The sequence below is a fragment of the Micromonospora sp. CNZ303 genome, from assembly GCF_004345505.1.
On the sequence record NZ_SLVT01000021.1, the window covers coordinates 33,473 to 48,233 of the forward strand.

Below are 14,761 nucleotides of genomic sequence, written 5' to 3' on the forward strand. Positions count from 1 at the left end.
TGGCGGACCGGACCGGCACCTGCCTCAGGCCAGCGCGGTCTCCGCCGCCGCCAGGAAGGCGTCGTTCTCGGCCGGGGTGCCGATGGTGACCCGGACCCCGTCGCCCGCGAACGGGCGGACGATCACGCCCCGCGCCTCGCACGCCTTGCCGAAGTCCACCGCCCGGTCGCCCAGCGGCAGCCAGACGAAGTTCGCCTGGCTGTCCGGCACGTCCGGGACGAGCTTGCGCAGCGCCTCCGTGACGCGGTCGCGCTCGCTGACCACAAGGGCGCACCGCCGCCGTACCTCGTCCTCCTGGGCCAGCGCGGCGAGCGCGCCCGCCTGCGCGGCCATGTTGCTGGAGAACGGCGTCACGACCTTGCGGATCGCCGCCGCCACCGTCGGCTGGGCGACCAGGAAGCCGATCCGCAGGCCGGCCAGGCCCCAGGCCTTGGAGAGCGTGCGCAGCACGACCACGTTCGGCCGGTCGAGGTAGGTGAGGCCGTCCGGCACGTCCGGGTCGGTGACGAACTCGCGGTACGCCTCGTCGATCACGACCAGCACGTCCTCGCCGACCGTGTCCAGGAACCGGTCCAGCTCCGCCCGGCGCACCGACGTCCCGGTGGGGTTGTTCGGGTTGCAGACCACGATCAGCCGGGTCCGGTCGGTCACCGCCGCCGCCATCGCCGCCAGGTCGTGCCCGTGCCCGGCGTCGTTGGGCACCCGCACGCTGGTCGCGCCGCTGGTCGCCGCGATGATCGGGTACGCCTCGAAGGAGCGCCACGCGTAGAGGAACTCGTCTCCGGGCAGGCAGGTGGTCCGGACGAGGTGCTCGGCCAGCGCCACCGACCCGCAGCCGGTGGCGATCTGGTCGACGTGCACGCCGTACCGCTCGGACAGCGCCTCGCGCAGCGCGAGCGCGCCCATGTCCGGGTAGCGGTGCACCCCGGCGGCGGCCCCGGCGACGGCCTCCACGACGCCGGGCAGCGGCCCGTACGGCACCTCGTTGCTGGCCAGCTTGATCGCCTCGGGGAGGCCCAGCTCGCGGGCCAGGTCGGCCGGGCTGCGGCCGGGCACGTAGTTGGGCAGCGCGTCCAGGTCGGGGCGGGTCAGCCGCAGCTCCGGCTGGTGACGTCCGGGGTCGGTCATGGGGTGTCTCCCGAGGGGTCGGTGCGGTCGTCGGGGGTGCGGTCGTTCGGGGCGGCGTCCCCGTCGGTGGCGGGCTTGTCGGTGGCGGTGCGCCCGCCCGTGGCGCCGCGGTCGCGTCGGGGGAGCTGGACCACCACGGTCTGTGCCCGCTTGTCGTGCAGCGCCTGGCGCAGCGGGTGATCGAAGAGCGGGGAGAGCGCGTCGACGAGCTGGAGCAGCAGACCCAGGCCGCAGCAGTACCAGAGCAGGGTGGGCAGGCCGAGGGTGTTCCACCGGCGCAGCGCCCGGCCGAAGCCGAGCGGCTCGTCCGCGCTCACCGGCAGCACCTTGACGCCCACCAGCCGCTTGCCGAAGGTCTGCCCGCCCGAGGCCGTCGTCGGCACCTCGTACGCGAGCCAGAGGGCGGTGGCGATCAGCAGGATGACGACCTGGAGGCCGCCGGCCTGCTCGCTGGGCTGCGGCAGGTTGTCGGTGGAGCTGTCGCCCGCCATCGCCCGCCGGAACACCTCCCGCCAGTACGGCGTGACCTCCTCGACCAGCCGCCAGACGAACCAGCCGTTCACCACGGCGTTCAGCGCGAAGACGACCGTGAAGTCGATCAGCCGCGCGACCAGCCGGGCGCCGAACCCGGCCAGCGGGAGCCCGTGCGGGCGCGGCTCCGGCGGCCGTCCGGGCCAGCCACCGGGTGGCCAGCCAGGCGGCGGACCGCCACCGGGCGGCCAGCCGGGCGGGGGACCCTGCGGGTGGCCGGGCCCCTGCGGCGGCTGCCAGGGATAGGGCTGCCCGGGGTGCGGCTGCCCGGGGTGCGGCTGCCCCGGGTGTGCCTGCCCGGGGGGTGGCTGCCCCGGGAAGGGCTGCCCGCCCGCGGGGGCGCCCGGCGCGGGCACCGGGGCCGCGGGTGACGTCGGGGCGGGTGCGGGTGGCGGCTCGGCCGGCGGCGGCCCCTCGGGCGGGGTGGCGTCGACGGGGATCGGTGCGCCGATCCAGCCCTCGCCGTCCCAGTAACGTCGGGTCTCCGGATCAGCCGGGTCGACGTACCATCCCGGTCCGACACTCATGGCCTGGCCTCGCTGCGCTCGCTCACGCAGACACCTTAACGACGACGGTGCCGGCGAACTTGTCGTGGAGGCACTGCTGCCAGGGCTTGTCCCACAACTGCCAGAGCCCGTCGAGGTAGCTGAGGCCGGGCAGGAACATGGCGGCGACGTACTGCACGGCGTACCGCTTGCCGGCGATCCGCCGGTCCAGCGTGGCGGCCGGGTCGAGCGGCACGACGCGCAGCTTCATCACCCGCTTGCCGTACGTCTGGCCCGTGCGCTTCATGTACTCCACGTGGTAGAGCCAGTAGAGCCCGAGCATGACCACGATCAGGCCCAGTTCGAGCAGCAGGATCGGCAGCATGACGTCGGTCAGGAACGACGCGGGATCGGGATCGGCGAGGGTGCCGTCCGGGTTGGTCCGGGTCAGGTCGTCCATCATGTTCCAGATCAGGATCAGGAACGGCGGCAGGAAGAGGACCATCGCCACCGCCGTGCTCAGCGCGACGTCGATCAGCGCGGCGAGCAGCCGGTCGCCGAAGCTGGCGAGCGGCTGGCCGCCCGGCCCGAGCGCCGGGGCCGGACGGGGCGGCCCCGCCCAGCCCGGGGGCGGCGGCGTCCAGCCCGGGGGCGGGACCTGACCGGGCGGGGCGTGTTGCGGTGGCACCGCGTACCCCTGACTGGAGGGACCGGACGGCGGCGCGAAGCCGCCGGCGGCGGGCGGAGGCCCACCGGCCGGCGGCGTCGGGTACGTCGGAGGCTGCGTCACGCTCGTCAGTGTTACAGGTTGCCGCGCGCTTCCTGCTCCCGCTCGATGGCCTCGAAGAGCGCCTTGAAGTTGCCCTTGCCGAAGCCGAGCGAGCCGTGCCGCTCGATCAGCTCGAAGAAGACCGTCGGGCGGTCCTGCACCGGCTTGGTGAAGATCTGGAGCAGGTAGCCGTCCTCGTCCCGGTCCACCAGGATCTTGCGGGCCTTCAGCTCCTCGATCGGCACCCGCACCTGGCCGATCCGGGCGCGCAGCTCCGGGTCGTCGTAGTACGAGTCCGGCGTGTCGAGGAACTCGACGCCGGCGGCGCGCATGGCGTCGACGCTGGCCAGGATGTCGTTGGTGGCCACGGCGATGTGCTGGGCGCCCGGGCCCCGGTAGAACTCCAGGTACTCGTCGATCTGCGACTTCTTGCGGGCGATCGCCGGCTCGTTGAGCGGGAACTTCACCTTGCGGGTGCCGTTCGCGACGACCTTGCTCATCAGCGCCGAGTAGTCGGTGGCGATGTCGTCGCCGATGAACTCGGCCATGTTCGAGAAGCCCATGACGCGCTTGTAGAACTCGACCCACTCGTCCATCCGGCCGAGCTCGACGTTGCCGACCACGTGGTCGACGGCCTGGAAGAAGCGCTTCGGCTGGAGGCCGGCGTCGATCATCGGCTGCCGGTCCACGATCGGCTTGCGGGCCACGAAGCCGGGCAGGAACGGGCCGGTGTAGCGGGAGCGGTCGACGAGCGTGTGCGCCGTGTCGCCGTACGCGGCGATGGAGGCCATCCGGACGGTGCCGTGCTCGTCGCTGACGTCGTGCGGCTCGGTCAGGCCGGTGGCGCCCTGCGCGGTGGCGTGCGCGTACGCGGCGTCGACGTCCGGCACCTCCAGCGCGATGTCGGAGACGCCGTCGCTGTGCCTGGTCACGTGCTCGGCGCCCGGGGCGTCCGGCCGGACCGCGCCGGTCAGCACGAACCGCGCCGAGCCGCTGGTCAGCACGTACTGGGCGTGGTCCCGGTAGCCCTGCTCGGGGCCCCGGTACGCCACGCAGGTCATGCCGAACGCGGTCGAGTAGTAGTGCGCGGCCTGCTTGGCGTTGCCCACCAGGAAGTGCACGTGGTCGAGGCCCTTGACCGGGAACGGGTCGCGGCTGATGTCGTGGTCGACGGCGCCGACGAGCACGTCGACGTCGACGTCGTCGGACGCCTGGGGTCGGTCGATCGCCTGGGTCATCGCGGTCTCCCTCAAGTTCCGGTCGGCCCCGTGGCCGCCGCCGTCGGTCATGTGCTGTGGTGCTTGTGGTGCTGCGATGGTGCTGCTGTGCGGTGGTGCTGTGGCGAGGATCGCGGGGAAGTGCCGCACTGGGCAACTGTCGCGCCCATGCCTGGTCAGGTTGCGCATTCAGTAGGGTGATATGCCATGAGTGCTGGTCAGGGTGTACAGCTCGACGCCCTCGACGCGCGGTTGATCGAACTGCTCGCCGAGGAACCGCGGATCGGGGTGCTGGAGTGCTCCCGGCGCCTCGGGGTCGCCCGGGGCACCGTGCAGGCCCGGCTGGACAAGCTCGTCGAGCGGGGCGTCATCTCGGGCTTCGGGCCGGAGATCTCCCCGGCGGCGATCGGGTTCGGAGTGACCAGCTTCGTCACCCTGGAGATCAGCCAGCGGGACGGGCACGACCTGGTCGCCGCGCACCTGGCCGCGATCCCGGAGGTGCTGGAGGCGCACACCATCACCGGCTCCAGCGACCTGCTCTGCCGGATCGTGGCCCGCTCGAACACCGACCTCCAGCGGGTGATCGACCAGATCGTCTCGTACGAGGGCATCCGCCGCGCCTCGACGATCATCGCCCTGGCCGAACAGATCACCTACCGCACCCTCCCCCTGATCCGCTCCGCCGCCCAACGCTGAGCAGGCGCGCGAGAAAGGGGGGCGACACGGCGGCGCGGGACGGCGGCGGCGCGGCGGTCGTCGCTACCGTGTGCGTGTGGCGAAGGCGGGCGGCCCCGGGGGGTGGCGTGGCGGGCTGCTGCTCGCGCTCGTCGTCGTCGTCGCGCTCGCCGCGACCGGAGTGTGGAACCCGTTCCCCGGGATGTGGGACTGGGTGAACCGGAGCCAGCCCATCTCCGAGCCGGACGTGGTCTGGCAGCAGCGCGTCGGCGGCACCCCGCGCAGCGTGACCATCGCCGGCGAGACCGTCGTGGTCGAGCAGCGCACCCGCGTGGAGGCGCGCAGCCTGGCCACCGGCGCCCAGCTGTGGGAACGCAAGGCCGACTGGGCCGCGGTGGCCGGCGGCGACCGGGACTCCGTCGTCGTCGTGGGCAAGCTGCTGGTCAAGGGCTACGAGGTGCTGGACCCGACGACCGGCGCCACCCGGCGGCGCAACGGCGACGCGGTGGCCGTCTGGACGTACCGCAACATGCTGCTCGACGCCCGCTGCGTCGAGGCCACCGACTGCACGGTGAGCGCCTGGGACGCGCGCGGCACCGCACCGCTCTGGACGGCCTTCGTGCCCGGGGTGCGCAGCGGGCTGCTCGGCGACAATCCGGGGCTGCTCGACACCCGCCGGCTCGACGCCGTCCGCATCGACGACGGGGTGGCCGGCCCGGAGCCCGTACCGCCGCTGCTCGGCTTCCCCATCGACGGCCGGGTGCACGTCCTCGACACCGCCACCGGGCGGGTGCTCCAGGACGTCGAGCCCGGCCGCGACGAACGGCTGTCCGTGGTCGGCGGTCGGCTGCTGCGGATCACCGCCCGCTCCCAGGACGGCACCTGCTACTTCGCGATCTCCGGCCGGGACGCGGCGACCGGCCAGGAGACGTGGCAGCGGGCCGGGATCAACCTGCGGACCGCCGACAACGCCGGCTGCGTGCAGCGGGAGGACCCGCACGGCGCGCGCAACGTGCTGATCGGGGTGGCCCCGGACGCCCGCGAGGCGGTCCTCGACGGCTACGACGGGCGGCTGCTGCTGGTCACCTCCGCCGGGGAGAAGCTGCTCGCGGTCGACGACCGGTACGCCCTGGTCCGGCCGGCCGACAAGCGCGCGGTGGTCGGCCGGGAGCTGGGCGCCGGGCGCGTCCGGTGGACCCGTCCGACCGGGCCGAAGGCCGGCGCGGCGCTCACCCCGTACGCGGCCGTGATCGCCGACGAGAAGCCGTCCCGGCTGGTGGCGCTGGACCCGCGTACCGGGCGGGAACTGGCGAGCCTGCGCACCTCCGCGAACGCCCTCGCGGTCGGCCCGAGAGGCATGATCATCGGTGAGGGGCGGGAGATCGGCTACGTCCGCTTCGGCGGGGTGCCGGGCGCCCCCGTCCCGCCGCGCGACGGCGGCGTACCCGGACCCGGCGGCACGGCGGGCGTACCCGGGCCGGAGGACAGCTGCGGCCCGAAGCGGGAGCTCTGCCCCGGGTGAGAGCGTCGTCCCAGGACCCACCCGGCGGGTGGGACTGATCGACCCTTCTGCCCTAGGCTTTCCGCTCATGAGCAGTGCCGCCGCGTTCTCGTACGCCCCCTTGCTGCCGACCGGCCCGGACCAGACGGAATACCGCCTGGTCACCGACGAGGGCGTCGACGTCGTCAACGGGCCGGGGGGTCGCCGGTTCCTCACCGTGGAGCCGACCGCGCTCACCGCGCTGACCGCCGAGGCGATGCACGACATCGCGCACTACCTGCGCCCCGCGCACCTGGCCCAGCTGCGGGCGATCATCGACGATCCGGCGGCCTCGCCGAACGACCGGTTCGTCGCGCTCGACCTGCTGCGCAACGCCAACATCGCGGCCGGCGGCGTGCTGCCGATGTGCCAGGACACCGGCACCGCCATCGTGATGGGCAAGCGCGGCCGGCACGTGCTCACCGACGGCAGCGACGCCGAGGCCGTCTCGCGCGGCGTCTACCAGGCCTACACCCGGCTCAACCTGCGCTACTCGCAGCTCGCCCCGCTGACCATGTGGGAGGAGCGCAACACCGGCAGCAACCTGCCGGCCCAGGTCGAGCTCTACGCGGAGGACCCCGACGGGCAGCCCGACGCGTACAAGTTCCTCTTCATGGCCAAGGGTGGCGGCTCGGCGAACAAGTCGTACCTCTACCAGGAGACCAAGGCGCTGCTGAACCCGACGCGGATGATGCAGTTCCTGGAGGAGAAGCTGCGGTTGATCGGCACCGCCGCCTGCCCGCCGTACCACCTCGCCATCGTCATCGGCGGCACCTCCGCCGAGTACGCGCTGAAGACCGCCAAGTACGCCAGCGCCAAGTACCTCGACGCGCTGCCCACGTCCGGCTCGATGAGCGCGCACGGCTTCCGGGACCTGGAGCTGGAGGCGGAGGTGCTGGAGCTGACCCGCAACTTCGGCATCGGCGCGCAGTTCGGCGGGCGCTACTTCTGCCACGACGTGCGGGTGGTCCGGCTGCCCCGGCACGGCGCCTCGTGCCCGGTGGCGATCGCCGTCTCCTGCTCCGCCGACCGGCAGGCGGTCGCCAAAATCACCCCGTCGGGCGTGTGGCTGGAGCGGCTCGAGACCGACCCGGCGCGCTTCCTGCCCGACGTCACCGACGAGACGCTCGACGCGTCCGAGGTGGTCCGCGTCGACCTCAACCGGCCGATGGACGAGATCCGCGCCGAGCTGTCGAAGTACCCGGTGAAGACCCGGCTGTCGCTGACCGGCCCGCTCGTCGTGGCCCGCGACATCGCGCACGCCAAGATCGCCGAGCGGCTGGACGCCGGCGAGCCGATGCCGCAGTACCTGCGCGACCACGCCGTCTACTACGCCGGCCCCGCCAAGACCCCGGAGGGCTACGCGTCCGGCTCGTTCGGCCCGACCACCGCCGGCCGGATGGACGCGTACGTGGAGAAGTTCCAGGCCGCCGGCGGCTCGCAGGTCATGCTCGCCAAGGGCAACCGTTCCGCCCAGGTCACCCGCTCCTGCCAGCAGCACGGCGGCTTCTACCTCGGCTCGATCGGCGGCCCGGCCGCCCGGCTCGCGCAGGACTGCATCAAGCACGTCGAGGTTCTGGAATATGCGGAGCTGGGCATGGAGGCGGTCTGGAAGATCGAGGTGGAGGACTTCCCGGCCTTCATCGTGGTCGACGACAAGGGCAACGACTTCTTCGCCGAGGTCACCAAGCCGGTGCTCACGGTCGGTCGCCGCTGACCCGCGTACGCGAAGGGGCGCCGGGCAGATGGCCCGGCGCCCCTCGTCGTCTCCGTGCGTCAGCTCGCCCGGCTGGCGTGCTGGTCGGTTGCGCGGACCGCGAGGAAGACCCTCTGATGGAGTGTGGATACTTCCGCGATCTCAAGTGCGTGACCATGCGGTGGCGGCCGGCTTCCGACCGGCCTGGCTGCGCCGGTCGGACCGTACCGCCGGATGTCGGCCAGGCTGTCGACCCGGCTCGCCGCGATCATCTGCACGTCGGCGCGCGGCGCGGCAGGATGGTACGCGTGACGACTCCAGAGGCGACGGGTTACCGGATCGAACGCGACTCGATGGGCGAGGTGGAGGTGCCCGCCGAGGCGCTGTGGCGGGCGCAGACCCAGCGCGCGGTGCAGAACTTCCCGATCTCCGGCCGGGGCATCGAGCCGGCCCAGATCCGGGCGCTGGCCCAGATCAAGGGGGCGGCGGCCGAGGTCAACGGCGAGCTGGGCGTGATCGACGCGAACGTGGCCGCGGCCATCGCCGCCGCCGCCGCGCACGTGGCCGAGGGCGGCTACGACGACCAGTTTCCGATCGACGTGTTCCAGACCGGTTCCGGCACGTCGTCGAACATGAACACCAACGAGGTCATCGCCACGCTGGCCAGCCGGGAGCTGGGCCGGGACGTGCACCCGAACGACGACGTGAACGCCTCGCAGTCCAGCAACGACGTCTTCCCGTCCTCGATCCACCTGGCCGCCACCGAGGCGGTCGCGCGGGACCTGCTGCCCGCGCTGGCCCACCTGGCGGAGGCGCTGGAGGGCAAGGCGGCGGAGTTCGAGACCGTGGTGAAGGCCGGGCGTACGCACCTGATGGACGCCACCCCGGTCACCCTCGGGCAGGAGTTCGGCGGGTACGCCGCCCAGGTCCGCTACGGCATCGAGCGGCTGGAGGGGGCGCTGCCCCGGCTGGCCGAGCTGCCGCTGGGCGGCACGGCGGTGGGCACCGGCATCAACACCCCGCTCGGCTTCGCCGCGAAGGTCATCGAGAAGCTGCGCGGCTCGACCGGGCTGCCGCTGACCGAGGCGCGCAACCACTTCGAGGCGCAGGGCGCCCGGGACGCGCTGGTGGAGACCTCCGGGCAGCTGCGTACGGTCGCCGTCGGTCTCTACAAGATCGCCAACGACATCCGCTGGATGGGCTCCGGCCCCCGCGCCGGCCTGCGCGAGCTGCGCATCCCCGACCTCCAGCCCGGCTCGTCGATCATGCCGGGCAAGGTCAACCCGGTGGTCGCCGAGGCGGTGCGACAGGTCTGCGCCCAGGTGATCGGCAACGACGCCGCCGTCGGGTTCGCCGGCTCCCAGGGCGACTTCGAGCTGAACGTCATGCTCCCCGTGATGGGCCGCAACCTGCTGGAGTCGGTCCGCCTGCTCGCCGCGTCGAGCCGGCTCTTCGCCGACCGACTGGTGGTCGGCCTGGTCGCGGACGCCGAGGTCTGCCTGGCGTACGCGGAGGGCTCGCCGTCGATCGTCACCCCGCTCAACCGCCACCTCGGGTACGACGAGGCCGCCTCCATCGCCAAGGAGGCGCTGGCCAAGCAGGTCTCGATCCGCGAGGTGGTCGTCTCCCGGGGACACGTCGACTCGGGCAAGCTGAGCGAGACCCAGCTCGACGAGGCACTCGACCTGCTCCGGATGACCCACCCCTGAACCCGGCCCCGGCTGGCCCTGGCCTGGCCTGGCCTGGCTTGGCCTGGCTTGGCTTGGCCTGGCTCGGCTCGGTTCGGCCTGGCCCGGCCTCGGGATGGCTCGGCCTGAGGCCGGGCGTCGCGTCACTGTCGAGCTGCCCCGTGCATGGGACCAGAGCGGCAGCTCGCCAGATCGCGGCTGGTTCGCGAGCCCAGGCTGGGCCTCTGGTGGCTGGCGTCTCTCGTCGAGCCGACGGCCCCGGCTCTCACCGTCGTTCACGGCTGCACGGTCGTTCGGCGAGCGATGGCCATTGGCTGTGCCGACGATGCGATGCCGGCGGTGCGCGTGGTCGGCTCAGTGCCGGCTGGCGGTCTTGCGGGCGCGGTAGGCGGTGACGGCGGCGCGGTTGCCGCAGCCCGCGTCGCAGAACCGGCGGGACCGGTTCTTCGACAGGTCGACCAGCACGTTCTCGCAGTCCGGGTGGTCGCAGATCCGCAGCCGGCGCAGCTCGCCGGTGCGTACGAGATCCGCCAGCGCCATCGCCGCCTCGACGGCCATCCGGGTCGCCAGCGGCGCGTCACGCGGCACGGCGTGGATGTGGTACGGCTCGTCGTCGTGCGTGATGAGCTGGGGCAGCGCGTCGTTCTCGCGCAGCAGCCCGTTGACGATGGCGACGATCCCCTCGGTGTCGGCGTACCAGACGCGGCGCAGCCGGGGTCGGAGGTCGCGTACCGCCCGCAGTTCGTCCTCGCTGTGCTCGTGCCGCCCGCTGTAGGTGTGGGCGATGAAGAACGCGTCCAGGGCGGCGACGTCGGGCAGGCCCTCACCGGCGCGGCCGTCGGTGTTGACCAGCGCGGCCATGGCAGTCAGGGAGCATTCCGTGTCATGGGTGAAGAGCAACTTGACTCCTGTCGTGGCGCCCGCCTAGCGTCATGAGCATAGTGGCAGTTTACTCATGACAGTGGGAGTGGATCGATGCGTCAACCACCCGCCGCCGGGCTCGGTCTCGGCCTCGCCCTGCTCTCCGCCGTCACCTTCGCCACGTCCGGCACGTTCGCCAGGTCCCTCATCGACGCCGGCTGGTCGGCCGAAGCCGCCGTGGCCGCCCGGGTCGGCGTCGCCGCGCTGGTCGTGGCGGTCCCGGCCGTGCTCTCCCTGCGCGGCAGGTGGGGTGTGCTGCGCCGCAACCTCGCCGCGATCGGCGTGTTCGGGCTGCTCGGGGTCGCCACGGCCCAGGTCTGCTTCTTCAACGCGGTCCGCTACCTGCCGGTCGGCGTCGCGCTGCTGCTCGAGTACCTCGGGATCGTGCTGGTGGTGGGCTGGATGTGGCTGGTCCACCGGCAGCGTCCACGCCGGCTGACCGTCGTCGGCTCGGTGGCGGCCCTCGCCGGCCTGTTCTTCGTCCTGGACCTGACCGGCGCCGGCGGGCTCGACCCGGTGGGCGTGCTCTGGGGGCTCGGGGCGGCGGTCGGCCTCGCCGGCTACTTCGTGCTCGCGGGGCGGGTCGACGAGGAGCTGCCCTCGGTGGCCATGGCCAGCGGCGGCATGGCCGTCGGGGCCGCCGTCCTGCTGCTGCTCGGCGCCGTCGGCGCGTTGCCGCTGCGGGTGTCCCTCGGCGAGGTCACCTTCGCCGGGCAGCGCACCAGTTGGCTGGTGCCGGTGATCGGCCTGTCGCTGGTCGCCGCCGTCGTCGCGTACCTCGCCGGAATCGCCGGCACCCGGATCCTCGGCGCCCGACTGTCGTCGTTCGTCGGGCTGACCGAGGTGATGTTCGCCGTGCTGATCGCCTGGCTGGTGCTGGGCGAACTGCCCACCGTGGTGCAACTGCTCGGCGGCGCTCTGATCGTCGCCGGTGTCGCCCTGGTACGCGTCGACGAGCTGCGCGCTCCCCGTGCCGGCGATCCGCAGCCGCAGGTCGCCGAGCCCGCCGTGCCGTGACTCGCACACGCCGTCCGGCGGTGCCCACCACGGATGAGAACCAGATTCGCGTGATAGCCGACGTTGCTATGGCGGAAAGTGCCGCGGTGTTGTCTGATGGCTGCCACGTCCCTCAACGAGAGGATCCGATGTGGTGAGCAAGCGCTTCACCGCCGGTGCCGTCGCGTCCGCGACGGCGCTGGCACTTGCGGTGACAGGCATGAGCGTGCCGGCCAGCGCCGAGCCGAGCAGTGCCCGTACCTTCACCGTCGTCGCCGAGGACGGCGTCTCGGCGGACGCCGCGATCGCCGCCATCCGGTCGGCGGGCGGCACGGTGGTCTCCCGCTCCGACGACGTCGGCATGTTCCGGGTGACCAGCGACCGGGCCGACTTCGCGGCGAAGGCCACCGCCGCGACCGCGCTGATCGGCGCCACCGAGCAGAAGGCCATCGGCCGCAAGCCCAAGCTGGACCGGGTCGAGCAGGAGCACCTGCTGGCCGCCGCCGCGGCCAAGGGCGCGGGTGCCAAGCGTGGCAAGAAGATGGATCCGCTGGATGACAAGCTCTGGGGCCTGGAGATGATCCGGGCGGACCAGGCCCGCAAGGTCGAGCCGGGCGACCGCCGGGTCACCGTCGGCGTGCTGGACACCGGCGTCGACGCCAGCAACCCCGACATCGCGCCGAACTTCAACTGGGCGCTGTCCCGCAACTTCGCCCCGGACATGGTGGACGTCGACGGCCCGTGCGAGGTGGCGAGCTGCCTCGACCCGGTCGGCACCGACGACGGCGGGCACGGCACCCACGTGGCCGGCACGATCGGCGCCGCCGCCAACGGCTTCGGCCTCTCCGGCGTCGCCCCGAACATCTCCCTGGTCGAGCTCAAGGGCGGCCAGGACTCCGGCTACTTCTTCCTGGAGCCGGTGGTCAACAGCCTGCTGCACGCCGGCAAGGTCGGCCTGGACGTGGTCAACATGTCCTTCTACGTCGACCCCTGGCTCTACAACTGCACCGCCAACCCGGCCGACTCCCCGGAGGACCAGGCCGAGCAGCGGGCCACCATCAAGGCCATGAAGCGGGCGCTGAACTTCGCCCACGCCCGGGGCGTCACGCTGGTCGGCGCGCTGGGCAACAACCACGAGGACCTGGGCGCCCCGCGTACCGACGTGTCGAGCCCGGACTACGGCGACACCGCGCCCTACCCGCGCGAGATCGACAACGACAGCTGCTGGGACCTGCCCACCGAGGGCCCCAACGTGATCAGCGTGTCGGCGGTCGGGCCGTCGGGCAAGAAGTCGGACTTCTCGAACTACGGCACCGAGCAGACCGCCGTTGCGGCGCCCGGCGGCTGGTTCCGTGACGGCTTCGGCACGGACACCTTCCGCACCGACGCCAACATGATCCTCTCGACGTACCCGAAGAAGGTGCTCCAGGAGGAGGGCTCGGTCGACGCGAACGGCAACATCGTCGCCGGGTTCGAGGAGACGGTCTTCAAGCAGTGCAAGGCCAACGGTGAGTGCGGGTACTACACCTACCTGCAGGGCACCTCCATGGCGGCCCCGCACGCCTCCGGCGTCGCCGCGCTGATCGTCAGCAAGCACGGCAAGAAGGAGCGGCACGGCGGCTTCGGCATGGCGCCGAAGCTGGTGGAGCAGCACCTCTACCGGACGGCGGCCGAGCACGCCTGCCCGGAGCCGCGCCTGCAGTCGTACGCCAACGAGGGCCGGGACGCGGAGTTCGACGCCTACTGCGCCGGAGGGCTGAACTTCAACGGCTTCTACGGTTACGGCATCGTCGACGCGTACGCGGCGGTGAAGACCCCGCTGAAGCCCAACGCCCGCCCGTAGGGCTGGACGGCAGGGGCCCGGCCGACTCGTTCGGCCGGGCCCCTCGCATGTCCGGCGGTGGGCGGCCGACCCGCCGGACGGTGGCGAAAGCGCACCGGTCACTGGCGCCAGCCCCGGGCCCCGAGCGCGGCGCGAACCTCGCGCAGGACACCGGGGAAGTCCTGGCGAAGTCGCCTGCCGGTCACCGGCAGCACGAGCCAGCCGGCACCGACCAGTGTGGCGATCCGGTCGAGGTGCCCACCGCCTGCCTCGGCGTGCTGCCCGTCCCGGGCGACGGCGACGCGGTACGCCGGCCACGCCAGGCCGGCGTGCAGCACCAGCCCGGAGGCGACCCGGACGGGGTGCCGGGCGGCGGGGCGCGGCAGCCCGGCCAGCACCAGCCGCACCCGTAGCTCGGACTCGGCCGGCGACCGGGCGCCCGGATCCGCCAATCCGAACACCCAGCGCGCCCGGCGACCGCCGGGCCGGTCGGCGTTGCGGTCGGCGACGTCGGCGAGGGCCTCGCGGCTGGTCGACCCCTGTCGGAGCAGCGAGTCGACGATGCCGACGGCACGGAGCGGCTCCAACCAGACCGCTGTCTCCCACGCCGCCGAGGTCGGGTCCGTGGCGACCGGCACACCGGCGGTCCGCAGGTCCGCCACCCGCAGGCCGCCCGGGGACGGGAGGACCGCGGTGCGCCAGCCGCCGGCGGGCGGGCGGACCGCCGTGCTCAGGTTTCCAGCGGCCGGGCGGACTGGGACATCCCGGCGGACGGCGGGCTGGCCGACCGCCGTGCCCGGACCGCCGCCCGTCCCCCGGGACCGGGCAGACGCGTACGACGGCGACGTGGCCGGACCCATGGAGTGCACGCGCAGGCCCCGCTGCGGGCCGAGGCGCATCGCCCTGGGGACGAGGACGTGCACGTCGTCGGCGAAGGAGGCGGCGTGCTCGACGCCGTGCAGGTAGGCCGCCGAAGGGCCGGCGACGACCGCCTCGGGCGGCAGCCGCAGGGCGGCGGCCCGGCAGGCGAGGGCGTGGTCCCGTTCCAGCCGGGCGTCGGCGTAGACGTCGTGGCGCAGGCGCAGCCAGGCCGAGCTGCGCAGCTGGTGCTCGGTGACCAGTCCCTGTCGGATCGCGTCTGAGCCGCGGAAGACCTGCCAGGCCAGTACGCCGGGCCGGTGCGGTGGAGGTGGCATGTGGGGCAGCGTGCCCGCCGTCCGGCCCCGCCCGACAGCCCTGTGGACAACCGGGACCGCCCCGACGAATGCCGACTGTGGACAACCGGCACGGCGG

12 protein-coding genes are annotated in these 14,761 nt (G+C 73.1%); 6 read left to right on the forward strand and 6 right to left on the reverse strand.

What is annotated here, in order from left to right:
* Positions 1–24: 24 nt before the first annotated feature.
* From hisC to hppD, 4 genes are read right to left on the reverse strand one after another with little or no spacing between them, the layout of a single operon-like run.
* Positions 25–1,128 carry a histidinol-phosphate transaminase gene (gene hisC / locus EV374_RS26645; protein WP_132239910.1) on the reverse strand — a complete coding sequence of 368 codons (1,104 nt, stop codon included), beginning with the start codon at positions 1,126–1,128 and terminating at the stop codon, positions 25–27.
* Entirely contained in the window at positions 1,125–2,186 is a 1,062-nt protein-coding gene (locus EV374_RS26650; protein WP_132239911.1) for an RDD family protein, read from the reverse strand. The genes hisC and EV374_RS26650 overlap by 4 nt, the downstream gene beginning before the upstream one ends.
* A 22-nt stretch (positions 2,187–2,208) precedes the next feature.
* Positions 2,209–2,934: an RDD family protein gene (locus EV374_RS26655; RefSeq protein WP_132239912.1), complete on the reverse strand. Its 726-nt coding sequence runs from the start codon at positions 2,932–2,934 to the stop codon at positions 2,209–2,211.
* Positions 2,935–2,945: 11 nt separating this feature from the next.
* The gene (gene hppD / locus EV374_RS26660; protein ID WP_132239913.1) at positions 2,946–4,151 is read right to left on the reverse strand and encodes a 4-hydroxyphenylpyruvate dioxygenase; all 1,206 of its coding nucleotides are present in this window, start codon (positions 4,149–4,151) and stop codon (positions 2,946–2,948) included.
* A 186-nt stretch (positions 4,152–4,337) separates the two neighbouring features.
* Between hppD and EV374_RS26665 the strand changes: the two genes are divergently transcribed.
* From EV374_RS26665 to EV374_RS26680, 4 genes are all read left to right on the forward strand, one after another.
* A complete protein-coding gene (locus EV374_RS26665; protein WP_132239914.1) occupies positions 4,338–4,826 on the forward strand; it encodes an Lrp/AsnC family transcriptional regulator in 489 nt (162 codons plus the stop codon).
* A 115-nt stretch (positions 4,827–4,941) separates the two neighbouring features.
* The gene (locus EV374_RS26670) at positions 4,942–6,327 is read left to right on the forward strand and encodes an outer membrane protein assembly factor BamB family protein (RefSeq protein ID WP_132239993.1); all 1,386 of its coding nucleotides are present in this window, start codon (positions 4,942–4,944) and stop codon (positions 6,325–6,327) included.
* 67 nt (positions 6,328–6,394) lie between these two features.
* Positions 6,395–8,062 carry a fumarate hydratase gene (locus tag EV374_RS26675; RefSeq protein ID WP_132239915.1) on the forward strand — a complete coding sequence of 556 codons (1,668 nt, stop codon included), beginning with the start codon at positions 6,395–6,397 and terminating at the stop codon, positions 8,060–8,062.
* A gap of 278 nt (positions 8,063–8,340) precedes the next feature.
* A complete protein-coding gene (locus EV374_RS26680) occupies positions 8,341–9,750 on the forward strand; it encodes a class II fumarate hydratase (RefSeq protein ID WP_207914586.1) in 1,410 nt (469 codons plus the stop codon).
* Between the two features lie 333 nt (positions 9,751–10,083).
* Here EV374_RS26680 and EV374_RS26685 read toward each other — a convergent pair whose 3' ends face one another.
* Positions 10,084–10,629, reverse strand: coding sequence for a CGNR zinc finger domain-containing protein (locus tag EV374_RS26685; protein ID WP_132239917.1), 546 nt, complete (start codon positions 10,627–10,629; stop codon positions 10,084–10,086).
* A gap of 75 nt (positions 10,630–10,704) precedes the next feature.
* Here EV374_RS26685 and EV374_RS26690 point away from each other — a divergent pair, with 75 nt between their 5' ends.
* Both EV374_RS26690 and EV374_RS26695 read left to right on the forward strand, forming a co-directional pair.
* Positions 10,705–11,667 (forward strand): EamA family transporter, encoded by a 963-nt coding sequence (locus EV374_RS26690; protein ID WP_132239918.1) that lies wholly within the window; start codon positions 10,705–10,707, stop codon positions 11,665–11,667.
* 133 nt (positions 11,668–11,800) lie between these two features.
* Positions 11,801–13,489, forward strand: a complete 1,689-nt coding sequence (locus EV374_RS26695; RefSeq protein WP_132239919.1) for a S8 family serine peptidase — start codon at positions 11,801–11,803, stop codon at positions 13,487–13,489.
* A gap of 98 nt (positions 13,490–13,587) precedes the next feature.
* Here the strand turns inward: EV374_RS26695 and EV374_RS26700 are convergent, their stop codons facing one another.
* On the reverse strand, positions 13,588–14,664 hold the full coding sequence (locus tag EV374_RS26700) for a hypothetical protein (protein ID WP_132239920.1): 1,077 nt from the start codon (positions 14,662–14,664) through the stop codon (positions 13,588–13,590).
* Positions 14,665–14,761 lie beyond the last annotated feature (97 nt).

What these genes read in the sequence shown, in the direction of transcription:
- hisC (WP_132239910.1), bottom strand. Translation starts at nt 1,128, where the DNA reads ATGACCGACCCCGGACGTCACCAGCCGGAGCTGCGGCTGACCCGCCCC.
- EV374_RS26650 (WP_132239911.1), bottom strand. Translation starts at nt 2,186, where the DNA reads ATGAGTGTCGGACCGGGATGGTACGTCGACCCGGCTGATCCGGAGACC.
- hppD (WP_132239913.1), bottom strand. Translation starts at nt 4,151, where the DNA reads ATGACCCAGGCGATCGACCGACCCCAGGCGTCCGACGACGTCGACGTC.
- EV374_RS26665 (WP_132239914.1), top strand. Translation starts at nt 4,338, where the DNA reads ATGAGTGCTGGTCAGGGTGTACAGCTCGACGCCCTCGACGCGCGGTTG.
- EV374_RS26675 (WP_132239915.1), top strand. Translation starts at nt 6,395, where the DNA reads ATGAGCAGTGCCGCCGCGTTCTCGTACGCCCCCTTGCTGCCGACCGGC.
- EV374_RS26680 (WP_207914586.1), top strand. Translation starts at nt 8,341, where the DNA reads ATGGTACGCGTGACGACTCCAGAGGCGACGGGTTACCGGATCGAACGC.
- EV374_RS26690 (WP_132239918.1), top strand. Translation starts at nt 10,705, where the DNA reads ATGCGTCAACCACCCGCCGCCGGGCTCGGTCTCGGCCTCGCCCTGCTC.
- EV374_RS26700 (WP_132239920.1), bottom strand. Translation starts at nt 14,664, where the DNA reads ATGCCACCTCCACCGCACCGGCCCGGCGTACTGGCCTGGCAGGTCTTC.